Genomic DNA, 19940 nt, shown 5'->3' on the forward strand with positions numbered 1-19940 from the left:
GCCGATCTCGAAGCCATGTTATGCCTCCTTCGCCGGCTGGCCCGGCATGCCTTCGGAGAGTGAGATGAGCGCGATCAGCGAGAAGCCGAGCCTGACTGTCGAGGATCCGGCGCAACTGCGCTCACTGGTCGGTGAAGTGCATCCGCTCGCGCAGAAGAAGGTGCTCGATCGGCTCGACCAGTTCTGCCGCGATTTCATCGCGCTCTCGCCGTTCCTCGTGCTGGCGAGTGCCGATAGCGAGGGCAGGGCGGATGCCAGTCCGCGCGGCGACGGGCCAGGCTTCGTCCAGGTGCTCGACGAGCGGACATTGCTGATCCCCGACCGGCGCGGCAACAACCGGGTCGATTCCCTCGGCAATGTCCTGAGCGCTCCCGGTGTCGGCCTCGTCTTCTTCGTGCCAGGGATCAACGAGACCCTGCGCGTCAACGGCCGGGCGCGGATGACCACGGATGCGGCGCTGCTGGAGCCCCTGGCCATGCAGGAGAAGGCGCCGAAGCTCGGCCTGATCGTCGACGTCGACGAAGCCTATTTCCACTGCGGCAAGGCACTGATCCGCTCGAAGCTCTGGGGTCAGGAGTCACAGGTCGAGCGGGGCAGCTTCCCGACGCTGGGGCGTATCGTCGCCGAGCAGACCAAGGCAATCGACGCCGCCGAAGCCGACGCCAATATGGAAGAAGGCTATCGCACGCGGCTCTATTGAGCGCGCGCGGCCGCGGAGGGCCGGGCATGTCCAAGGCTGACCAGTCCTTGCCGGCGACGCGCTTCAGCTTCCGGCTCGACTTCACGCCGGGCGGACGACTCGGCCCCGGCAAGGTGCAGCTCCTGGAGGCGATCGGCGAGACCGGCTCGATCTCGGCCGCCGGCCGCTCGATGAAGATGTCCTATCGCCGCGCTTGGTTGCTCGTCGACGATCTCAACCGCATCTTCCGTGCGCCGCTGGTCGAGGCGCAGCCCGGCGGCGCCAAGGGCGGTGGCGCCCATTTGACGGCGCTCGGCCGCGAGATCGTCGCCAATTATCGCGCCATCGAGGCGAAGACGCTGGCGGCGGGGGCAGAGGAGATCGCGGCGCTGCGTGCGGCGGTCTCGCTGACGGCTCCACAGCGCGAGCCCGGCAAGAAGGCCTGAGCGCCTAGGGCGTATCGATCGAGACGCTCTTGATCACGGCATAGACAGGGCTGCCGGGCTTCAGCTGCAATTGTTCGGCCGATTTCACAGTGAGGCGGGCGAGCAGGCCGGCGCCATTGCAGTCGAGCCTTACTTCGAGCGCCCCGCCATCGCCATGCCGGGCGCCGATCGCCGAGATCTGCCCCGGCAGGACGTTGAGCGCGCTGATCCCATCGAGCGGCTTGAGGCTCAGCATCACGTCGCTGGCGAGGATGCGCACGCGCAGCGTCGTCCCTTCGGGCACCTTGCGCCGGGCGATCTGTAACGGCCCGGCCGTAGTCTCCAGGATCGTCAGGCCGTGCTCCGGCTCATGCCGCAGCACGCGCGCCTCGAGGATTGCGCCGGCCTCCGCCGAGGCGGAGAGGATCGGCACGTCGGGCCGGGACATCAGCTCGGGGGTCGGCCCGCTCATCGAGGCCTTGCCCTGGTCGAGGATGACGAGATGGGTGGCGAGCCGTGCCACTTCGGCGATCGAATGCGAGACATAGACGATCGGGATGCCGAAGCCGTCGCGCAGGCGCTCGATATAGGGCAGGATCTCGGCCTTGCGCTCCTCGTCCAGCGAGGCGAGCGGCTCGTCCATCAGCAGCAGTCGCGGCTTGGCCAGCAAGGCGCGGCCGATTGCGACGCGTTGCTTCTCGCCGCCCGAGAGCGCGCCCGGCTGCCTCTGCAGGAGATGGCCGATGCCGAGCAGGTCGAGCACGTCGTCGAGCGTGCTGCCGCCATCCTCGGCCTTGGGCGCGAACCAGCGGCCATAGAGCAGGTTCTGCCGGACGGAGAGATGCGGGAAGAGCCGCGCTTCCTGAAAGACATAGCCGATGCGGCGCTTGTGCTTGGGTACGAAGAGGCCGGCGGCGCTGTCGACCATCACCCGCCCGTCGATGACGACGCGGCCGGCCTGCGGCCGGATCAGCCCGGAGATCACGTTGACGAGCGAGGTCTTGCCCGAGCCGGAGCGGCCGAACAGCGCCGTCAGGCGTCCATCCGAGGCGAAGTCCGCGTCGAGCGCGAAGGCGCCCAGCCGGTGCGCCACGGAAACCTCGATGACCGCGCTCATTCGACGGCGATCCGCCGGCCGACCAATCGCGCCAGGAACTCCGAAGCGAACAGCGCCGCGACCGAGATCGCGATCGAGATGAGGGTCAGCCGCATCGCGCCGGCATCGCCGTTCGGTACCTGGGTGAAGGTGTAGATCGCCGAGGGCAGGGTCTGCGTCTCGCCGGGAATGTTGGAGACGAAGGTGATGGTCGCGCCGAACTCGCCCATTGCCTTGGCAAAGCACAGGATCATGCCGGCGAGGATGCCGGGCAGAGCGAGCGGCAGCGTCACCGTCAGGAACACCCAGAACGGCCCGGCGCCGAGCGTTCCGGCCGCATCCTCGAGCTTGCGGTCGATCGCCTCGATCGAGAGCCGGATCGCCCGGACCATCAGCGGAAAACCCATCACGGCGCAGGCGAGCGCGGCGCCCGTCCAGCGGAAGGACAGGACGATGCCGAACCAGTCATAGAGGAACTGGCCGATCGGCCCACGCCGGCCGAAGCCGATCAGCAGGAGATAGCCGGTGACGACCGGCGGCAGGATCAGCGGCAGGTGGATGACGGCGTCGAGCAGCGACTTGCCCCAGAAGCGCCCGCGCGCCAGCAGCCAGGCGATGGCGAGCCCTAAGGGGAGGCTCGCCAGCATGGCGGTGGTGGCGACGACAAGGCTGAGGCGGACGGCCGTCCACTCCTCCGGGGACAGCCAATCGCTCACGAACAAGTCCCTACGAGGAGCTGGCGGGCTTGTTCAGGACCGTGAAGCCCTGCTTCTCGAAGCTCGCCTTGGCGCCATTGCCGCGCAGATAGCTGAGGAAGCCCTGCGCGTCGGGATTGGCCGAATCCTTGGTGATGGCGACGGGATAGACGATCGGCGGATGGGTGTCCTCGGGGAAGGTCGCGATCACCTTGACCTTCGGATCGGCGGCCGCGTCGGTGGTGTAGACGATGCCGAGCGGTGCTTCGCCGCGCGAGACCAGCAGCAGCGCGGCGCGGACATTGTCGCTCTGCGCGATCTTGTCCTTGACCTTGTCCCAGCCGCCGAGCTTCTCCAGCGCCGCCTTGCCGTATTTGCCGGCTGGCACCGAATCGACATTGCCCATGGCGAGCCGGCTGGAGCCGAGTGCGGCGGAGAGATCGACGCCGGGCGCCAGCGTTACAGTGGTCGTGGCATCGGCCGGCGCGATCAGCGCGATCCGGTTGGCGAGCAGGCTGACGCGGCTCTCCTTGTTGATCAGGTTCTTCTGCTGGGCGTAGTCCATCCAGTCGAGATCGGCCGAGAGGAAGAGATCGGCCGGCGCGCCCTGTTCGAGCTGCTTCGCCAGCGCATTGCTCGCCGCATAGGAGATCTTCGGCGCCGGCTTGCCGCTTTCCTTGACCCAGTTGGCCGTGGCTTCGTCGAGCGCGTTCTTCAGGCTCGCGGCGGCGAACACCACCAGCTCCTTGCTCTGGGCGAAAGCCGGACCGGTGAAGGAAGCGACGCCGATCAGCAGTGCGGCGGTGAAGCCCAGGAAGCTGAAGCCCGCGTGACGGCGGTTCGATGTCATGAGGGTCCTCGCTGCGGTTGCTGTCGCTATGTGCGGCCGAATATAACGGCGAGTGACCAAAGGTCGAGTCCGGCAAGAGCCGGCTCGCAAGCTTGTCAGATTAAGGAGACCGATATGAAGATTTCCGCCCGCAACCAGCTCAAGGGCACCATCGTCGAGATCGTGAAGGGCGCGACCACCGCCCATGTGAAGCTCGATGTCGGCGGCGCCATCGTCACCTCGGCGATCACCAATGCCGCGGTCGACGAGCTCAAGCTCGCAGTCGGGCAGCAGGCCTATGCCGTGGTGAAGGCCTCCGACGTGATGATCGCGATCGATTGATCGTTGCGTGGCCGATGCCGGCCGCGTTAGCCTTCCCGCAAAGAAAAAGGCCCACGCCGGAGCGCAGGCCCAAGTCTAGGGAGGAAACGCCCAAGGAGGGCGCCGCAACATCGCTGCTGCGGTGCACAAGAGATAGGGCGCCCCAGGCCAGGCTGCAAGGGGGAAGGGACAGCGAAGCTGACCTTATTTTGAGCAGATTGCGTTTTTTCGCGCCGATCGGACGAAATGGCGGGTGAAAAGCAAATGCCTGAGACGAAACGACGCGGGGCGAACGTTTGCCGAAATGGATTTTCGGCACTGTTCATCACTGTGGCAATGAACGCGGCCGGGGCCGCCGGCGCTCAGGTTCCGCCATCGTTGGCCGAGGTGTCCGCGTATGACGGGCTGCATCTGTCGGCCTATCGCGGCGATCTTGCAGCCCTTCGGCAGGCGATCGCGACCGGCCGTGGCCTCGAAGCCCGCGACGGCGAGGGCCGTACCGCATTGCTTACCGCTGCCCATGCCCGCCAGCGCGAGGCGATGCGCGAGCTCGCCAAGGCGGGTGCCGATCCGCGCGCGCTCGACAACCGCGCCTATGACGCGATCACCATCGCGGCGGTCGCGGATGATATCGAGACGATGCGCACCGCGCTCGCGATCGGCGGCGACCCGCGCGCCATCACCAGCCCCTATCTCGGCACGGCTCTGATCGCGGCCGCCCATCTCGGCCATGACGGCGTGGTGCGCGAATTGATCGCGGCCGGCGCGCCGCTCGACCATGTCAACAATCTCGGCTGGACCGCCCTGATCGAGGCGGTGATCCTCGGCAATGGCGGGCCGCGCCATGTCGAGACGGTGAGGGCGCTGGTCGGCGCCGGTGCGCGCCGCGATCTCGCCGACCGCGAGGGCTCTACCCCGCTCGAACATGCCCGCCGCCGCGGCTATGCGGCGATGGTCGCGCTGCTGCAGTAGTCAGGCGGGGAAGTCCGGCGCGGGCAGGCTTGCGACCAGCGCCGTCAGTCCGTCGCTGTAGCGCTGGCGCAAATCGGCCCAATAGGGGTGGTTGCTGTCGTATTTGGCGAGATGCCGGGTCGAGAAACTGTCGGCCTCATAGCGCAGCAGGTCGATCGGTGGCGCGACCGAGAGGTTCGAGCGCACCGTCGCATCGAAGGACAGCAGCGTGAGCTTGGCCGCTTCGTCGAGACCGCTCGCCTCCTGCAGCGCCCGGTCGAGGATTGGCTTGCCGTATTTTGTCTCGCCGAGCTGGAGGAACTGGGTGCGTCCCGAGGCCTCGACGAAGTTGCCGGCCGAATAGACCTGGAACAGCCGGTGCGGCTCGCCGGCGATCTGGCCGGCGACGAGAAAGGAGCCGTTCGGGTCGCCATAGGGTTCGACGAAGGCGCGATTGGCGCGCAGCACCTCGCGCAGCACGCCGCCGACGATCTGCGCCACGTCGAACATGGTGCGCGCCGCCAGGATGTCGCGGTTCTCGCCGCCGGCAGCGCTGTCCTGCTTATGTCTGGTGTACTGCCGGATCATGGTGATCACGGCCTGCGTCGTCGCCAGGTTCCCGGCCGAGAGGATCGCGATCACGCGCTCGCCCGGCACCTCGAACAAAGCGAGCTTCTTCACCACCGCGATCTGGTCGACGCCGGCGCTGGAGCGGGAATCGGAGGCGAGGATCAGGCCCGACGGCAGCAGGATCCCGAGGCAATAGGTCATGGGTAGCTCCTCGGCACGGGCGCAGCATGCGCAGGGGCAAGGGCTTTGCCAAGCTCTCTCCGTCGCGATTGCGACATGGTCGGGCGAATGCCAAGTTCGCCTTCGATCAGGCCGTGGCGGAGTTCGGACATGCGCAACCTGTCGGACATCGTCGCTTCCGTTCATGACGACCTCGCCGAACATGTCGGCGCCGGCAAGGTCGCCGACTACATCCCGGCATTGTCGCGGGTCGATCCGCGCCGTTTCGGGCTCGCCGTCGTCACCTGCTCCGGCGAGCATGCGCAAGCAGGCGACGCCAATGTGCCGTTCTCGATCCAGAGCATCTCCAAGGTCTTCACCCTGACGCTGGCGCTGGAGCGGGTCGGTGCCCGGCTCTGGCACCGGGTCGGGCGCGAGCCGTCGGGATCACCGTTCAATTCGATCGTCCAGCTCGAACAGGAGCGCGGCGTGCCGCGCAACCCGTTCATCAATGCTGGAGCGCTGGTCGTCACCGATGCGCTGCTGACCGGCCGGACGCCGAAGAAGACGGCGGCCGAGATCCTCGCCTTTCTGCGCAAGTGCTCGGGCGATCGCACGGTCGCGATCGACCAGGAGGTGGCTGGCTCGGAGGCGCAGACCGGCTTCCGCAATGCCAGCCTCGCCAATTTCATCCGCGCCTTCGGCAATCTGAAGAACCCGGTCGCCGAGGTGCTCGACGTCTATTTCCATCAATGCGCGCTGAGCCTGAGTTGCGCCCAGCTCGCCCGCGCAGGCCTCTTCCTTGCCGGCGACGGTGTCGATCCCTTGACCGGCGCCGTGGTCTGCCGTCCGGCGCGGGCGCGCCGCGTCAAGGCGCTGATGATGACCTGCGGCCATTACGACGCGTCGGGCGAATTCGCCTTCAAGGTCGGCCTGCCCGGCAAGAGCGGCGTCGGCGGCGGCATCCTCGCCATCGTGCCGAAGCAGGCGGCGATCGCGGTCTGGTCGCCGGGGCTCAACGCCGCCGGCACCTCGCATGTCGGCGCGCTGGCGCTCGAACGCCTGGTCGAGCGCACCGGCTGGTCTGTCTTTTGAAGGCTCAGCCCTTCGCCGGCCCGGTCGCGACGGGACGGTCGCTCGCGCCCCATTCCGACCAGGAGCCGTCATAGACGGCGCGGGTCGGCTTGCCGATCGATTCCAGCGCCGTCGACAGGATCACGGCGGAGACGCCCGAGCCGCAGGTCGTCATCACCGGCCGGTCGAGATCGACGCCGGCGTCCTTGAAGGCGGCGAGGATGGCCTCGGGCGATTTGAGCTTGCCGTCCGCCACGAGCGCCGAAGAAGGCACATTGAGCGAGCCGGGGATATGGCCTGAACGCAGGCCGGCGCGCGGCTCCGGCGCCTCGCCGCGGAAGCGGTCGGCGGCGCGCGCATCGATGACCTGGGCCGAATTGCTTTCGATGGCGCGCGCAATGTCATCGGCATCGGCGACGGCGGAATGGTCGAGCCTGGCGGTGAAGCTGCGCGGTGCGCGTGGTCGCGGTGCGCCGTCCTCGACGGGCCGGCCTTCCGCCAGCCATTGCGGCATGCCGCCTTCGAGGATCACCACGTCCTTGGCACCGAAGGTCTGGAAGGTCCAGCGCACGCGCGGCGCCGAAAACAGGCCGAGGCCGTCATAGACGACGATGCGCATGCCATCGCCTATGCCCATGGCGCCGACCGCAGCGGCAAAGGCATCCGGCCGCGGCAGCATGTGCGGCAGGCTCGAGCCCTTGTCCTTGACCACATCGATGTCGAAACGCACTGCGCCCGGAATGCGCTGCTGTGCATATTCGGCATTGGCGTCGCGGTTCTGGGCCGGCAGGTAGTACGAGCCCTCGACCACGACGATGTCGGGGGCGTCGAGCCGCTCGGCCAGCCATTGCGTGGAGACGAAGATGTCGTTGCGGGCCATGCGCGTGTCCTCGAAAGAGTCTGTTCTCAGGCTGTTATGGCGGAATGTTCAAGCGAGCGCGATGCGAACGCGCCGGTTCTGCTTGCCCTTCTTCTCGACATCGGTGACGACGACCGCGCCGATCTCCGAGGTGTTGCGGACATGCGTGCCGCCGCAGGGCTGCAGGTCGATGCCCTCGATCGAGACCAGCCGGACGCGGCCTGAACCACGCGGCGGCTTGACCGACATGGTCTTGACCAGGCCGGGATTGGCGTCGAGCTCCTCGTCGGTGATCCAGCGTTCGCTGATCGCCGCATTCTTCGCCACCAATGCGCTGAGCTTCTCGGTCAGCTCCGCCTTGTCGAGCCCGCCTTCGGGGATGTCGAAATCGAGCCGGCCGTCGCCGCTATCGCCGATCGCGCCGCCGGTGACCGGATAGGGCAGGATGACACTGAGCAGGTGCAGTGCGGTGTGGATGCGCATGCGCTTCAGCCGGCGTTCCCAGTCGAGCCTGGCGATCACCTTGTCGCCGACAATCGGCGCCGCCTGGCCTTCGAGCGGGACGTGCAGGATGCGGCTCTTGTCCTCGGGATTGTAGATCGCCGTGCCGATTGTGATCTGCGACCCATCGCTGCGGACGAGCACGCCGGCATCGCCCGGCTGGCCGCCGCCAGTGGCGTAGAATACGGTCCTGTCGAGCTCGATGCCACCGCGTTCGTTGATCGCGACGACGGTCGCGGGCGTCTCGGTCAGATAAGCGTCGTCTCGGAACAGCAATTCGGTCGGCATCGCGATCTCCTTCATCGCCTGAACTTATCGCAGGCGCGGCCGGTGCGGAAAAGATGGTGGGTAGCCAAGCGGAGATGCCGCTGGCAGGGCTTCCGCTGCGGCTTCCGCATCACTAGGGTCCGGCCAGGACTGCCGCGGCATGGAGGCCCGATCGCAACATGACCCCGCCGCGCATGCAACCCAAGGACGGCGTCGCCTGGGTGACCGGGGCGAGTTCGGGCATCGGCGCGGCTGTGGCACTCGAACTGGCACGGTGCGGCTGGACGGTCGCAGCGACCGCGCGCCGGCTCGACAAGCTCGAGGCGCTGGCGCTCAGCGCAGACGGGCTGCCGGGGCGGATCGTCGCCCATGTCGGCGACGTCGTCGATCCCGCCGCGATGGCGGCGGTGGTCGAAGGCATCGAGAGCGTGCATGGGCCGATCGCGCTCGCCTTTCTCAATGCCGGCATCGCACCGCGCAATGGGCCGGGCCTGATCGACGTCGCAGCCTTCGAGCAGGTCTTCGCGGTCAATCTTCTGGGCGTCGTGCGTGGGGCGGCCGCCGTTGCGGCGCGCATGGCCTCGCGCGGCAAGGGCCAGATCGCGGTCAACGCCTCGCTGGCGGGCTATCGCGGCTTGCCGGGCGCGGCGGCCTATGGCGCCTCCAAGGCGGCCGCGATCCATCTCTGCGAGGCACTGAGGTTCGATTGCGAGCGGCACGGCATCCGCCTGCAACTGGTCAATCCCGGCTTCGTCGACACGGCCATGACCCAACGCAACAGCTTCCCGATGCCGTTCATGCTGCCGCTCGACGAGGCGGCGATGCGGGTCGTCGACGGCTTCGCCCGCGGCGGCTTCGAAATCACCTTTCCCCGCCGACTCGCCTGGCTGATGAAGGCGCTGCGGCTGCTGCCCTATCCGGTCTATTTCTGGATGGTGCGCAGGCTGGCCGGCGAGCATCGTGGCGGCCGCCGTGACGGCGCGGTGTAACCGCAGAAGACTCCTGACCCAATGGGTTGCGCCAGGAAGCTCATAGTCGAGGTGAGGACGAGCCGAACCGCGACTCCAGCCAATCGACGCCGAAGGCGGTGATCGCAGCAGCCTCGACCAGTACGGAATGAGCGGCGCCGATCGGGCCTTGCCGGCCTTGCCGGCCTTGGCCGGCGGCAAGGAATTCCGTGACGATTCCCGCAAAATAGTCATTGTCCAGCCCGGCTACGACCGGGTCGCCGGTGTCGAACTCCTCGATCATGCGCCATTGCGTGCCGATCGATGTCGCCAGCGGCACCTCTATCCGCCGGATGCGCTTGCCGGGGATGTCGGCCAGATGCTCGGCATGGTGCAGCAGGGTCAGCGTATCGAGCGGCGCCCCGAGCATCAGCACCTTGCCGCCGGCCTCGACCAGCTTCGCCAATGGCGAGCCCGCACCATAGCCGTAGTCGAGCGGGTGGTCGGCGGTGAACCACTCCGCCCTTGCGCCGAGCGCAACGATGGAGGCGCCGGGATTCCCGCTGCGCAGCGCGCCCGGCGTGGTCCGCAGAAACTCCGGCAGCACGCCATTGTCGCGGATCGCGCGCGAACGCTGCGGGTCGAAGGGCGGGATATGCTCGCGCCACTGCAGCGGAACGCGGCCTTCGTCGTCCACGAGGTCCTCGTAACGCGCTTCCCAGTCGGCATATGCGAGGACCGTGCCCTGGGGGCCGACTGCGTCGCACAGAGCGGCGATGATGGTGTCGGGGCCGTCGAGCAGGCGGCCGACCTTGCTCACGGCGGCGTGGACCATGACGACGTCGCCGGGCGCAAGGCCGAGCCGGGACAGGTCGGCAGCAAGCGAAGCGCGCGTGACGAAGGAGGCGAGAGGCGATGCCATGGTGATCAGTTAGTCCGAACGGAGGGCGGCGAAGGCGTCGAGGGCGCGCCGGCGGCCGAAGTCGAGGGCGATGATCGGTTTCGGATAGTCGCTGCCCAGGACGATCCCAGCCTTTTTCAGTTCGCCCGCAGGTGCATCCCATGGACGGTGGATGAGCTTGTCGTCCAGCTCTGCCAGTTCCGGAACGAAGCGCCTGACATAAGCGCCCTTCGGATCGAATTTCTCGCCCTGCGTCACCGGATTGAAGACGCGGAAATACGGCGCCGCATCGGCGCCGGAGCCGGCGACCCATTGCCAGCTCGCCGGGTTGTTGGCGGGGTCCGCATCGACCAGCGTATCCCAGAACCAGGTTTCGCCGGCGCGCCAGTCGGTCAGCAGATGCTTGATCAGGAAGGAGGCCGTGATCATCCGGACGCGGTTGTGCATCCAACCGGTCTGCCAGAGCTCGCGCAGGCCGGCATCGACAATCGGATAGCCGGTCAGGCCTTTCTGCCAGGCGCTCAACCCGATTTCGTCCTTCTCCCAAGACATCGCGTCGAAGCGGCGATCATAGTTGACGCTGGCGAAATCGGGATTGTGGAAGAGCAGATGGTAGGAGAACTCGCGCCAGCCGATCTCGCTGAAGAACTTTTCGATATCGGCGGCCGAGCCCGGCGTGTTGCCGGCCTCGCGTGCGGCTTGGATCGCATGCCAGATCTGGCGCGGGCTGATCTCGCCGAAGCGCAGATGCGGTGACAGCCGTGAGGTCGACAGCCGATCCGGCAGGTCGCGAGCCTCGCGATAGCCGGCGATTGTCTCGTCGAGGAAGGCGTCGAGCCGACCCCGTGCCCCATCCTCGCCCGGCGTCCAGGCTTCACGCAGCCCGCCGGCCCAGTCGGGTGTCGTCGGCTCCAGAGCGAGATCTGCGACCGTGAGCGCCTGTTCGCGCAGTGCCGCCGGCAATCTCGCCTTGCTCAGGCTGGTTGGGGCAGGGAGCGGCGCCGAGGGCTCGCCGGCTTCGCGCACGGCGCGCCAATAGGGCGTGAACACCTTGAACGGCCCGTCCGCCTTGGTCTTTACCTGCCAGGGCTCATTGAGCAGATTGGCGTTGAAGCTCTCGACCTCGACACCGGTGTCCGCGAGTTTCGCCTTCAGCGCCTTGTCGAGCGCAATCGCGGCGCTGTCATAGCGCCGGTTCCAGGCGACATATCCACTGCCGGTGCGCTCAACGACATCGGGCAGCAGCTCCGCCGGATCGCCGCGCAGGATCAGCAGTTCGCCGCCTTTCGCCGCGATGGCGTTCGACAGCGCCGTCAGCGAGCGCGATAGCCACCAGCGCACAGCGCCGCCGAGCGGCCGGCGCTCCGCCGATGTGTCGAGGATGTAGAGGCAGATGAGAGGGTCGTGTTCGCTCGCCGCTCTCAAGGCTGGATTGTCGGACAGGCGCAGGTCGTCGCGGAACCAGAGCAGGGCAGGGCGTGCGGTCACTCGATCGGGCCTTCTCGATGCGATGCTCTGATACGCCGCCGGGGTTGGATTGGTTTCATGGCGCAAAAGGATAGTGCCGCCGTGAGCCACGCCTGTTCGTGATAGATTGGGTCGGCTGCGCGCAAAAGAAGGGGGACGCATCCATGGCGACGCCGGAAGTCGAGGCCTTGAGTCGTCGGGTCGCTGCGCTCGAGGCGCAGCTTGCCGCCCTATTGCAGGCAGTCACTGTCGGGCGCGGCGGCATGGTCGCCATCAACGCTCCGCTCGGACTGTCGATCACCGCCGGCGGTCCCTGCACCATCAATGTCGGGGCCGAGCTGGCGCTTACGGTCGGAAGCAATTTCCGGACGGTGGTGGGGGCGGCCTATGTCGTCAATGTCGGCACCGGCATACGGGCGACCGCTGGCACGGCCATCAACCTCATCGCAGGCACGGCACTCAGCAGAGCGCCAATCGCGAGATCAGTCTGGCGACCCGCGCCTTCGAGGTCGCGGCTGCGGTCAGCATCGATCTCGACAGCAGCAAGGATTTCGAGATCGCCAGCGGCAAGTCGCTCGCGGTGAAAGCTGCCGACGCCATCCTGCTTGATGCGGGTGCCGCGGATCTCGCTCTGAAGAAGGATGGATCCATCGATCTCAAGGGCAAGGACGTCACGATCCGGGCAAGCGGCAAGATCAATGCGACGGCGAGCTCCGACGTCGTGATCAAGGGCTCGAAGATCAAGCAGAATTGAGCAGCAGCTCAGTCGCCCCCGCCACCGCCACCGCCGCAGCCCCCGCCATCGCCACCGTCGCTTCCACCACTGTCGGAGCTGCTGCCGTCGGAGGAACTGCTGCTGTCGCCGAAGCCGTCTGTGCCTCCGTCGACGGATGAGCTCGAGAAGTCGCCGCCGCATTGCGTGCCACGGTCGCCATTGCGCCTGAGCGCCTCGCAGTCGGGCGCATAGACGAAGCCGTTTGCGATCCTGAGCTTGGTATCGAGCGCGAAGAGCAGGGGCAGGCGCGTCGGGCGGGCCGGGTCGATATTCTCGTCGCGGCAGCATTGCCACCAGACGCGGCGCAGGGCCGAATTGTCGCGGCGCGCGCCTTCACGCAGCATGACGGCCGGCGTGTGATGCAGGAAGCGCCCGAAGGCCTGGTTGCAGAAGCGGCCGTAGTCGCGGGTGTAGAGGATGAACTCGTGCCAGAGATCGTCCGCGACCTGCGAGGGCATCGCGACCTCGCGCCGCCCGGAATTGAGATAGGCGAGGAAGAACTGGCGCAGGCCCTCGGAGACCAGCGCCGACTCCTTGCGGGTGAACCCCGGGTGATGCTGGGCGAGCTTGTCGAGCAGCCCGCGCGGCCAGGGATAGCGCCGGATGAATTCCGCCCGGCGCAGGCGCTTGTACGAAGCGAGCGCATTGCCCGCGACGATCAGGAGAACGACCGCCACCACCATGCCGACGATGATGGTGGCGGCGTTCATTGCGCTACCTCGTCAGTGTGCCTGCGGCGTCGCCTGCTTCGGCTCGGCCGGCTTCTTGCGGCTGCCGAGCTCGGCGAGCCAGCGCACCACGACGTAGAACACCGGGGTGAACAGCAGGCCGAACAAGGTGACGCCGATCATGCCGGAGAACACGGCGATACCCAGAACCTGCCGCATTTCCGCGCCGGCGCCGACAGAAGTCGTCAGCGGCAGAACGCCGAGGATGAAGGCGAGCGAGGTCATCAGGATCGGCCGCAGCCGGGTCCGGGCCGCCGCGATCGCGGCATCGCGCCGGCTCATGCCCTCGTCCTCGGCCTGCTTGGCGAACTCGACGATCAGGATCGCGTTCTTCGCCGCGAGGCCGACGAGCACGACAAGGCCGATATCGACGAGCACGTTGCGGTCGAAGTCCTTGTAGCCGACGCCGATCATCGCCGCGAGGATACACATCGGCACGATCAGGATGACCGCCAGCGGCAAGGTCCAGCTTTCGTACAACGCCGCCAGCAAGAGGAAGACGAAGACGACGGCGAGGCCGAAGGCGATGATCGCGGTATTGCCGGCGAGCTTCTCCTGCAGCGCGATCTCGGTCCATTCGAAGCCGAAGCCGGCCGGCAGCACCTGGCTCGCGATTTTCTCCACCGCCGCGATGCCCTGGCCGGTCGAGTAGCCGCGCGCCATCGACATCTGCACTTCAGCCGCCGGATAGAGGTTGTAGCGCGGCACGCGATAGGCGCCGGTCGTGTCGGAGAAAGTCGCGACCGAGCCGATCGGCACCATCTCGCCATCGGCATTGCGCGTCTTGAGATCGGCGACGTCGCGGATATCGAGACGCTGCGGATTGTCGGCCTGGGCCGTGACCCGGAAGGTGCGGCCGAGGATGTTGAAGTCGTTCACATAGGCCGAGCCCATATAGATCGACAGCGTCTCGAACACGCGCGTCACTGGGACTCCGAGCATCTCCGCCTTGGTCCGGTCGATATCGGCATAGATCTGCGGCGTCCTGGTCGAGAACAGCGTGAAGGGCTGCTGGATGCCGGGCGTCTGGCCCGCTGTCCCGGCCACGGCCCAGGTCGCGCCTTCCAGCGCTGCCAGGCCCTTGCCGCCACGATCCTGGACATAACCCTTGAGACCGCCGCCATTGCCGATGCCGGGAACCGCCGGGGGCTCGATGATCAGCGCGAAAGCCTCGCCGATCGAGAACAGCTGGGTACGCAGATCGTTGAGGATGCCCTGGGTGGTGAGACCCTGCTTGGCCCGTTCCTTGAAGTCGGTGAGCGTGACGAAGGCGACGCCGGCATTGGGGGCAAGCGTGAAGGTCGCGCCGTCGAGGCCGGCGAAGGCGACGGCATGGGCGACGCCCGGCCGCGACAGCAGGACATCGGTCGCCTTGCGGATGACCGCGTCGGTTCGGGGCAGGGAGGAGCCGGGCGGCAGCTGGAAGACCGCGATGAAGTAGCCGCGGTCGAGCTGCGGGACGAGGCCGGTCGGGATTGCGGCGAGCCGTTGGCCGGCGACCGCAATCAAGCCCGCATAGACCAGCAGCATGATCACGCCGAAACGGATCAGGCGCGAGGTCGCCGAGCCGTAAGCGTGCGAAAGCCAGTCGAAGGCCTTGTTGAAGTACTTGAAGAACCAGCGCAGCGGCGCGCTGAGCATCGCCAGGAAGCCCTTCGGCTCCTCATGGCTGTGCGGCTTCAGGAGGATCGCCGCCAGGGCCGGCGACAGGGTCAGCGAGACGAAGCAGGAGATCGCCGTCGAGGCCGCGATCGTGACTGCGAACTGCTGGTAGAAGGTGCCTTGCAGGCCGGTGATGAAGGCGGTCGGGATGAACACGGCGCAGAGCACGAGGGCGATCGCCAGCAGCGCGCCGCCGACCTCGTCCATCGTCTTGTGTGCTGCGTCGACCGCGCTCATTCCCTGCGCCAGATAGCGCTCGACGTTCTCGACCACGACGATCGCGTCGTCGACGACGATGCCGATGGCCAGCACGAGCGCCAGCAGCGAGATCGTGTTGAAGGAGATTCCGACCGCACTCATGATCAGGAAGGTGCCGACCAGCGAGACCGGGATCGCGATGATCGGGATGATCGCGGCGCGCCAGGTCTGCAGGAACAGGATCACGACGATCACGACGAGCACGATCGCTTCGAGCAGCGTCGCGACGACGGCCGAGACAGATTCCCTGATGAACTCGGTCGGGTTGTAGACGATGGTGTACTCGACGCCGGCCGGGAAGTTCTTCGACAGCGTCTGCATCGTCTTGATGAGCGCCTCGGAGGCCGCCAGCGCATTCGTCCCTGGGCGCTGGAAGACGCCGATCGCGACGGCCTCCTTGTTGTCGAGATAGGAGTTCGACAGATAGTCCTGCGCGCCGAGCTCGACCCGGGCGACGTCGCGCACACGGATCGTACCGCCGGCGGCATCAGAGCGGACGACGATGTTGTAGAACTCGTCGATGCTGGTCAGGCGTCCGAGCGTGTTGACCGAGAGCTGGAAAGCCCCGTCCGACTTCGCCGGAGGCTGGTTGATCGCACCCGCCGCGACCTGGATGTTGGCGGCGCGGATCGCCGCGACGACGTCGCCGGCGGTCAGGTTACGCGCCGCGACCTTGGCGGGATCGAGCCAGACGCGCATCGCATAGTCGCGCGCACCGAAGACCTGGACGTCGCCGACGCCCTCGACGCGGGTCAGCACGTCCTTGACGTTCAGCGTGGTGTAGTTCGAGACATATTGCTGGTCGCGCGAGCCGTCCGGAGACAGCATGTGGATGACCATCAGGAAGTCCGGCGAGGCCTTGCGGACCTGCAGGCCGAGCGTGCGGACTTCCTGCGGCAGGCGCGGCTCGGCCGCGGAGACGCGGTTCTGGACGAGCACCTGGGCCTGGTCGACGTCGGTGCCGGCCTTGAAGACGACGTTGATCGTCACGCGCCCGTCGCCGGTCGACTGCGACGAGATGTAGAGCATGTCGTCGACGCCGTTGACTTCCTGTTCGATCGGCGCGGCCACCGTCGAGGCGACGACCTCGGCCGAGGCGCCCGGATAGTTCGCGGTGATCGTGACGGTCGGCGGCGCGATCTCGGGATATTCGGCGATCGGCAGGGTGCGCAGCGTGATGGCGCCGGCGATCGTCAGCAGCACCGAGAGCACGGTCGCGAAGATCGGCCTGTCGATGAAGAAATGGGCGAAGCGGAACATGCGATGGTCCTGGCCTTAAGCAATTCCAGGAAAAGTGGAGACCAGTTTTCCGTTCGGAATTGCGGCGAACACGAAGGCTTGGGCAGGGCGGACGGACAATGCCGTCCGCTCTTTGGTACGGCCTGTTGCGGCCGTCAGTTGGCGGCGGCCGCCTTGATCTCGGTCGGCTGCGGCGTCACAGCGACGCCCGGGCGCACCATCGGATTGGCGATGCCGTTCACGATCACCTTGTCGCTCGCAGCCAGGCCCTTGGTAATGACGCGCAGCCCGTCACTGATCGCGCCGAGCTGAACCGGCTTCGGCACCACCTTGTTGTCGGCGCCGACCGTGAACACGATCTTGTTGGCCTGGTCGGAGACGATGACCGCATCCGGCACCAGCAACGCGTCGCCTTCGCCGGCGAAGAGCCGCAGCCGCCCGAAGGTCCCAGGCGTCAGCTGCCCGTCAGGATTCGGGAAGACCGCGCGGGTCCGGATCGTCGCCGAGCGGGCGTTCAGCGCGTTGTCGACGAAGTCGATCTTGCCTTCGCGGTCCCATTTGGTTTCGCTCGAAAGCCGCACGCGCACCGGCGTGCCGGGCTTCCGCAGATCCTGCGACTTCGCATAGCGCAGATAGTCGGCCTCCGAGGCGTCGAAGACGAACTTGATCGGATCGACGGCGACGATCGTGGTCAGCAGCGTCGCGCCCGACTGGCCGCCGGCGATCAGGTTGCCCTGGTCGACGCGCTTGTTCGAGACGCGGCCGGCGAGCGGCGCCCGCACCTGCGTCCATTCGAGGTTGAGCTCGGCCGTCTTCAGATTGGCCTCGGCCGCCTGCTGGCTGGCGATCGCGCCGTTCAGGTTGGCACGACGCTGGTCGATGTCGCGGGCGGTGATGGTGCGGTTCTGCGTCAGCGCCTCGGCGCGCTCGACCTCGTTCTGGTTGAGGTCGACCTGCGCCTTGGCGCGCGCCACCTCGGCCCGGGAGGCATCGACGGCGAGCTTGTAGGGCCGCTGGTCGATGGTGAAGAGCAGGTCGCCGGCCTTGACCAGGTCGCCGTCGCGGAAATGCACCGAATCGAGGAATCCGGAGACGCGGGCGCGGACTTCGACCTGTTCGCTGGCTTCGAAGCGGCCGGTGAACTCGTCCCAGTTGGTGACGCGCTTGGCGAGTGGGGTCGCGACCGTGACCGGCGGAGCCGGCGGCGCACCTTGGGCGAGGGCCTCGGCTGAGAGGGCCGGGAGCAGGGCCGCCAGGGCAACGAGGGCCCGGCTGGAGCGGCGGATCATGTGAAACTCCGAAAATGCGGGCGCGGCGCAACCTTCACGGTTTCCGGCCAATGCGCAACAACTCCATCACACTGACGATTGTCAAGTTTCTTCACTCGACATTTTGCTGCAATTTTCACCCGAACGGGCCATGTTCGCTCCATCGCCGGCTGGAACCGGTACAACAGGCGCTTGCTGGCGACGGGCCGAAGCTCTACCTGAGGGACGCACGCGACAGCGTCAGCAGCAACATCTCGTGGAAGTCCCCTCATGAATGCGCATGTCCGCCCCGCCGACCCCAAGAAGCTGATCAAGGGTGCGACCGGCGACTGGGAAATCGTGATCGGCCTCGAGATCCATGCGCAGGTCACTTCCAACGCCAAGCTGTTCTCGGGCTCCTCGACCGCCTTCGGCGGCGAGCCGAACGCCCATGTCAGCCTGGTCGATGCGGCGATGCCGGGCATGCTGCCGGTGATCAACGAGGAATGCGTGCGCCAGGCGGTCCGCACCGGGCTCGGCCTCAACGCCCAGATCAACAAGCGCTCGGTCTTCGACCGCAAGAACTATTTCTACCCCGACCTGCCGCAGGGCTACCAGATCAGCCAGTACAAGCACCCGGTCGTCGGCGAGGGCGAGATCGCGGTCGACCTGTCGCCGACCGAGCAGATCAGCGTCGGCATCGAGCGCCTGCATCTCGAGCAGGACGCCGGCAAGTCGATGCACGACCAGCATCCGACCATGAGCTTCGTCGACCTCAACCGCTCGGGCGTGGCGCTGATGGAGATCGTCTCCAAGCCGGACCTGCGCTCGGCTGACGAGGCCAAGGCCTATGTCTCGAAGCTGCGCACCATCCTGCGCTATATCGGCTCCTGCGACGGCGACATGGAGAAGGGCAACCTGCGCGCCGACGTCAACGTCTCCGTGCGCAAGCCGGGCGCGCCCTTCGGCACGCGCTGCGAGATCAAGAACGTCAACTCGATCCGCTTCATCGGCCAGTCGATCGAGGTCGAGGCCCGCCGCCAGATCGGCATCCTCGAGGATGGCGGCACGATCGACCAGGAAACCCGCCTCTATGATCCCGGCAAGGGCGAGACCCGCTCGCTGCGCTCCAAGGAAGAGGCGCACGACTATCGCTACTTCCCCGATCCGGACCTGCTGCCGCTGGAGTTCGACGACGCCTTCGTCGCCGAGCTGAAGGCGCAGCTGCCGGAGCTGCCCGACGCCAAGAAGGGTCGCTTCATCGCGCAGTACGGGCTTTCGCCCTATGACGCCTCGGTCCTCGTCGCCGAGCGCGAGCAGGCCGACTATTTCGAGGCGGTCGCCAAGGGGCGCGACGGCAAGGCCGCTGCCAACTGGGTGATCAACGAGCTGTTCGGCCGCCTCAACAAGGAAGGCAAGGACGTCGCGGATTCGCCGGTCTCGGCGGCGCAGCTCGGCGGTCTCGTCGACCTGATCGGCGAGGGCGTCATCTCCGGCAAGATCGCCAAGGACCTGTTCGAGATCGTCTGGACCGAAGGCGGCGACCCGCGCGAGATCGTCGAGGCCCGCGGCATGAAGCAGGTCACCGACACTGGCGCGATCGAGAAGGCGGTCGATGAGATCATCGCCGCCAACCCGGACAAGGTCGAGCAGGTCAAGGCGAAGCCGACCATGCTGGGCTGGTTCGTCGGCCAGGCGATGAAGGCCTCGGGCGGCAAGGCCAACCCGCAGGCGCTGAACGAGATCCTGAAGAAGAAGCTAGGCATCGAGTGACGCAGAAGGACTTGATCATCCGCGATGCGCTCGCCGCCGATCTGCCGGCGGTCCGCTCGCTTTTGGTTGAGACCTGGCACGACACCTATGACGGCATCTATGGCTGGCGCCGTGTCGCCGAGATCACCAATGCCTGGCATTCGCTCGACGCGCTGAATGCCCAGCTCGGCCGCGACAGCGGCATCTTCCTGGTCGCGCTTCTGGGCGAGGAAGTCGTCGGCACCGCCTCGGCCCGGCGCGAAGCCGACCGCGCCGCCATGCTGACCCGGCTCTATGTCTCGCCGACCAGGCAGGGCGAGGGCATCGGGCGCACGCTGCTGCAGGTCGCGCTCGCCTGCTTTCCCGATGCGCCGGTGGCGCGGTTGGAGGTCGAGAGCCAGAACGAGCTCGCCATCGCGTTCTACGAGCGCATGGGCTTCTTCCTGCAGCGCCAGGCCCGCTTCGACGGGCGCGAGGACACGCCCAATACGCTGATCATGGCGAAGCGCCTGGTGATGATCTGAGCGCAGGCCTGGCG

21 protein-coding genes are annotated in these 19940 nt (G+C 67.0%); 10 read left to right on the forward strand and 11 right to left on the reverse strand.

Annotated features, from left to right (window positions below; translation table 11 throughout):
• Positions 1-64 precede the first annotated feature (64 nt).
• Together AC1DS0_RS00705 and AC1DS0_RS00710 are read left to right on the forward strand one after the other, a co-directional pair.
• Positions 65-700, forward strand: a complete 636-nt coding sequence (locus AC1DS0_RS00705; RefSeq protein WP_476812491.1) for a pyridoxamine 5'-phosphate oxidase family protein — start codon at positions 65-67, stop codon at positions 698-700.
• A 26-nt stretch (positions 701-726) separates the two neighbouring features.
• Positions 727-1125 (forward strand): winged helix-turn-helix domain-containing protein, encoded by a 399-nt coding sequence (locus tag AC1DS0_RS00710; RefSeq protein WP_476812492.1) that lies wholly within the window; start codon positions 727-729, stop codon positions 1123-1125.
• Positions 1126-1129: 4 nt separating this feature from the next.
• Here the strand turns inward: AC1DS0_RS00710 and modC are convergent, their stop codons facing one another.
• The 3 genes from modC to modA are packed head-to-tail and all read right to left on the reverse strand — an operon-like array spanning position 1130 to position 3745.
• Entirely contained in the window at positions 1130-2221 is a 1092-nt protein-coding gene (modC, locus tag AC1DS0_RS00715) for a molybdenum ABC transporter ATP-binding protein (RefSeq protein WP_476812493.1), read from the reverse strand.
• On the reverse strand, positions 2218-2916 hold the full coding sequence (modB, locus tag AC1DS0_RS00720) for a molybdate ABC transporter permease subunit (RefSeq protein ID WP_476812494.1): 699 nt from the start codon (positions 2914-2916) through the stop codon (positions 2218-2220). Before modB ends, modC begins: the two co-directional genes overlap by 4 nt.
• A 10-nt stretch (positions 2917-2926) precedes the next feature.
• A complete protein-coding gene (gene modA / locus AC1DS0_RS00725; RefSeq protein WP_476812495.1) occupies positions 2927-3745 on the reverse strand; it encodes a molybdate ABC transporter substrate-binding protein in 819 nt (272 codons plus the stop codon).
• Positions 3746-3859: 114 nt separating this feature from the next.
• On the opposite strand from modA, the gene AC1DS0_RS00730 reads away from it, so the two are divergent.
• Together AC1DS0_RS00730 and AC1DS0_RS00735 are read left to right on the forward strand one after the other, a co-directional pair.
• Entirely contained in the window at positions 3860-4066 is a 207-nt protein-coding gene (locus tag AC1DS0_RS00730) for a TOBE domain-containing protein (RefSeq protein ID WP_476812496.1), read from the forward strand.
• A gap of 366 nt (positions 4067-4432) precedes the next feature.
• The gene (locus AC1DS0_RS00735; protein WP_476813068.1) at positions 4433-5017 is read left to right on the forward strand and encodes an ankyrin repeat domain-containing protein; all 585 of its coding nucleotides are present in this window, start codon (positions 4433-4435) and stop codon (positions 5015-5017) included.
• Here the strand turns inward: AC1DS0_RS00735 and AC1DS0_RS00740 are convergent, their stop codons facing one another.
• Entirely contained in the window at positions 5018-5767 is a 750-nt protein-coding gene (locus AC1DS0_RS00740; protein ID WP_476812497.1) for a proteasome-type protease, read from the reverse strand.
• Between the two features lie 129 nt (positions 5768-5896).
• Between AC1DS0_RS00740 and AC1DS0_RS00745 the strand changes: the two genes are divergently transcribed.
• The gene (locus AC1DS0_RS00745) at positions 5897-6820 is read left to right on the forward strand and encodes a glutaminase (protein WP_476812498.1); all 924 of its coding nucleotides are present in this window, start codon (positions 5897-5899) and stop codon (positions 6818-6820) included.
• Positions 6821-6824: 4 nt separating this feature from the next.
• Here the strand turns inward: AC1DS0_RS00745 and sseA are convergent, their stop codons facing one another.
• On the reverse strand, positions 6825-7679 hold the full coding sequence (gene sseA / locus AC1DS0_RS00750) for a 3-mercaptopyruvate sulfurtransferase (RefSeq protein WP_476812499.1): 855 nt from the start codon (positions 7677-7679) through the stop codon (positions 6825-6827).
• Positions 7680-7727: 48 nt separating this feature from the next.
• The gene (locus tag AC1DS0_RS00755; protein WP_476812500.1) at positions 7728-8447 is read right to left on the reverse strand and encodes an alanyl-tRNA editing protein; all 720 of its coding nucleotides are present in this window, start codon (positions 8445-8447) and stop codon (positions 7728-7730) included.
• A 158-nt stretch (positions 8448-8605) separates the two neighbouring features.
• On the opposite strand from AC1DS0_RS00755, the gene AC1DS0_RS00760 reads away from it, so the two are divergent.
• On the forward strand, positions 8606-9415 hold the full coding sequence (locus AC1DS0_RS00760; protein WP_476812501.1) for an SDR family NAD(P)-dependent oxidoreductase: 810 nt from the start codon (positions 8606-8608) through the stop codon (positions 9413-9415).
• A 40-nt stretch (positions 9416-9455) separates the two neighbouring features.
• On the opposite strand, the gene aac(3) is transcribed toward AC1DS0_RS00760, so the two are convergent.
• Together aac(3) and AC1DS0_RS00770 are read right to left on the reverse strand one after the other, a co-directional pair.
• A complete protein-coding gene (gene aac(3) / locus AC1DS0_RS00765) occupies positions 9456-10295 on the reverse strand; it encodes an aminoglycoside 3-N-acetyltransferase (protein WP_476812502.1) in 840 nt (279 codons plus the stop codon).
• Between the two features lie 9 nt (positions 10296-10304).
• Complete coding sequence (locus tag AC1DS0_RS00770; RefSeq protein ID WP_476812503.1) at positions 10305-11762, reverse strand: cryptochrome/photolyase family protein; 1458 nt, start codon at positions 11760-11762, stop codon at positions 10305-10307.
• Positions 11763-11905: 143 nt separating this feature from the next.
• Here AC1DS0_RS00770 and AC1DS0_RS00775 point away from each other — a divergent pair, with 143 nt between their 5' ends.
• On the forward strand, positions 11906-12325 hold the full coding sequence (locus tag AC1DS0_RS00775) for a hypothetical protein (RefSeq protein ID WP_476812504.1): 420 nt from the start codon (positions 11906-11908) through the stop codon (positions 12323-12325).
• Positions 12322-12495: a hypothetical protein gene (locus AC1DS0_RS00780; protein WP_476812505.1), complete on the forward strand. Its 174-nt coding sequence runs from the start codon at positions 12322-12324 to the stop codon at positions 12493-12495. The genes AC1DS0_RS00775 and AC1DS0_RS00780 overlap by 4 nt, the downstream gene beginning before the upstream one ends.
• An 8-nt stretch (positions 12496-12503) precedes the next feature.
• Here AC1DS0_RS00780 and AC1DS0_RS00785 read toward each other — a convergent pair whose 3' ends face one another.
• From AC1DS0_RS00785 to AC1DS0_RS00795, 3 genes are all read right to left on the reverse strand, one after another.
• Positions 12504-13226, reverse strand: a complete 723-nt coding sequence (locus AC1DS0_RS00785; RefSeq protein WP_476812506.1) for a glycine-rich domain-containing protein — start codon at positions 13224-13226, stop codon at positions 12504-12506.
• A gap of 12 nt (positions 13227-13238) precedes the next feature.
• The gene (locus AC1DS0_RS00790; protein ID WP_476812507.1) at positions 13239-16424 is read right to left on the reverse strand and encodes an efflux RND transporter permease subunit; all 3186 of its coding nucleotides are present in this window, start codon (positions 16422-16424) and stop codon (positions 13239-13241) included.
• Positions 16425-16558: 134 nt separating this feature from the next.
• The gene (locus tag AC1DS0_RS00795) at positions 16559-17692 is read right to left on the reverse strand and encodes an efflux RND transporter periplasmic adaptor subunit (protein ID WP_152014436.1); all 1134 of its coding nucleotides are present in this window, start codon (positions 17690-17692) and stop codon (positions 16559-16561) included.
• A 249-nt stretch (positions 17693-17941) separates the two neighbouring features.
• Here AC1DS0_RS00795 and gatB point away from each other — a divergent pair, with 249 nt between their 5' ends.
• Together gatB and AC1DS0_RS00805 are read left to right on the forward strand one after the other, a co-directional pair.
• The gene (gene gatB / locus AC1DS0_RS00800; protein WP_476812508.1) at positions 17942-19423 is read left to right on the forward strand and encodes an Asp-tRNA(Asn)/Glu-tRNA(Gln) amidotransferase subunit GatB; all 1482 of its coding nucleotides are present in this window, start codon (positions 17942-17944) and stop codon (positions 19421-19423) included.
• Positions 19420-19926, forward strand: coding sequence for an N-acetyltransferase family protein (locus AC1DS0_RS00805; protein ID WP_476812509.1), 507 nt, complete (start codon positions 19420-19422; stop codon positions 19924-19926). Before gatB ends, AC1DS0_RS00805 begins: the two co-directional genes overlap by 4 nt.
• The last annotated feature ends 14 nt before the right edge of the window (positions 19927-19940 follow it).

This window comes from Allobosea sp. P4_H5 (genome assembly GCF_056400825.1).

Bases quoted from the DNA above. Each gene is read 5' to 3' on its own strand.
- AC1DS0_RS00760 (WP_476812501.1), top strand. From the start codon at position 8,606: ATGACCCCGCCGCGCATGCAACCCAAGGACGGCGTCGCCTGGGTGACC.
- AC1DS0_RS00755 (WP_476812500.1), bottom strand. From the start codon at position 8,447: ATGCCGACCGAATTGCTGTTCCGAGACGACGCTTATCTGACCGAGACG.
- AC1DS0_RS00710 (WP_476812492.1), top strand. From the start codon at position 727: ATGTCCAAGGCTGACCAGTCCTTGCCGGCGACGCGCTTCAGCTTCCGG.
- AC1DS0_RS00740 (WP_476812497.1), bottom strand. From the start codon at position 5,767: ATGACCTATTGCCTCGGGATCCTGCTGCCGTCGGGCCTGATCCTCGCC.
- AC1DS0_RS00745 (WP_476812498.1), top strand. From the start codon at position 5,897: ATGCGCAACCTGTCGGACATCGTCGCTTCCGTTCATGACGACCTCGCC.
- sseA (WP_476812499.1), bottom strand. From the start codon at position 7,679: ATGGCCCGCAACGACATCTTCGTCTCCACGCAATGGCTGGCCGAGCGG.
- AC1DS0_RS00775 (WP_476812504.1), top strand. From the start codon at position 11,906: ATGGCGACGCCGGAAGTCGAGGCCTTGAGTCGTCGGGTCGCTGCGCTC.
- AC1DS0_RS00795 (WP_152014436.1), bottom strand. From the start codon at position 17,692: ATGATCCGCCGCTCCAGCCGGGCCCTCGTTGCCCTGGCGGCCCTGCTC.
- modA (WP_476812495.1), bottom strand. From the start codon at position 3,745: ATGACATCGAACCGCCGTCACGCGGGCTTCAGCTTCCTGGGCTTCACC.
- AC1DS0_RS00705 (WP_476812491.1), top strand. From the start codon at position 65: ATGAGCGCGATCAGCGAGAAGCCGAGCCTGACTGTCGAGGATCCGGCG.
- gatB (WP_476812508.1), top strand. From the start codon at position 17,942: ATGAATGCGCATGTCCGCCCCGCCGACCCCAAGAAGCTGATCAAGGGT.
- AC1DS0_RS00730 (WP_476812496.1), top strand. From the start codon at position 3,860: ATGAAGATTTCCGCCCGCAACCAGCTCAAGGGCACCATCGTCGAGATC.
- modC (WP_476812493.1), bottom strand. From the start codon at position 2,221: ATGAGCGCGGTCATCGAGGTTTCCGTGGCGCACCGGCTGGGCGCCTTC.
- AC1DS0_RS00790 (WP_476812507.1), bottom strand. From the start codon at position 16,424: ATGTTCCGCTTCGCCCATTTCTTCATCGACAGGCCGATCTTCGCGACC.
- AC1DS0_RS00785 (WP_476812506.1), bottom strand. From the start codon at position 13,226: ATGAACGCCGCCACCATCATCGTCGGCATGGTGGTGGCGGTCGTTCTC.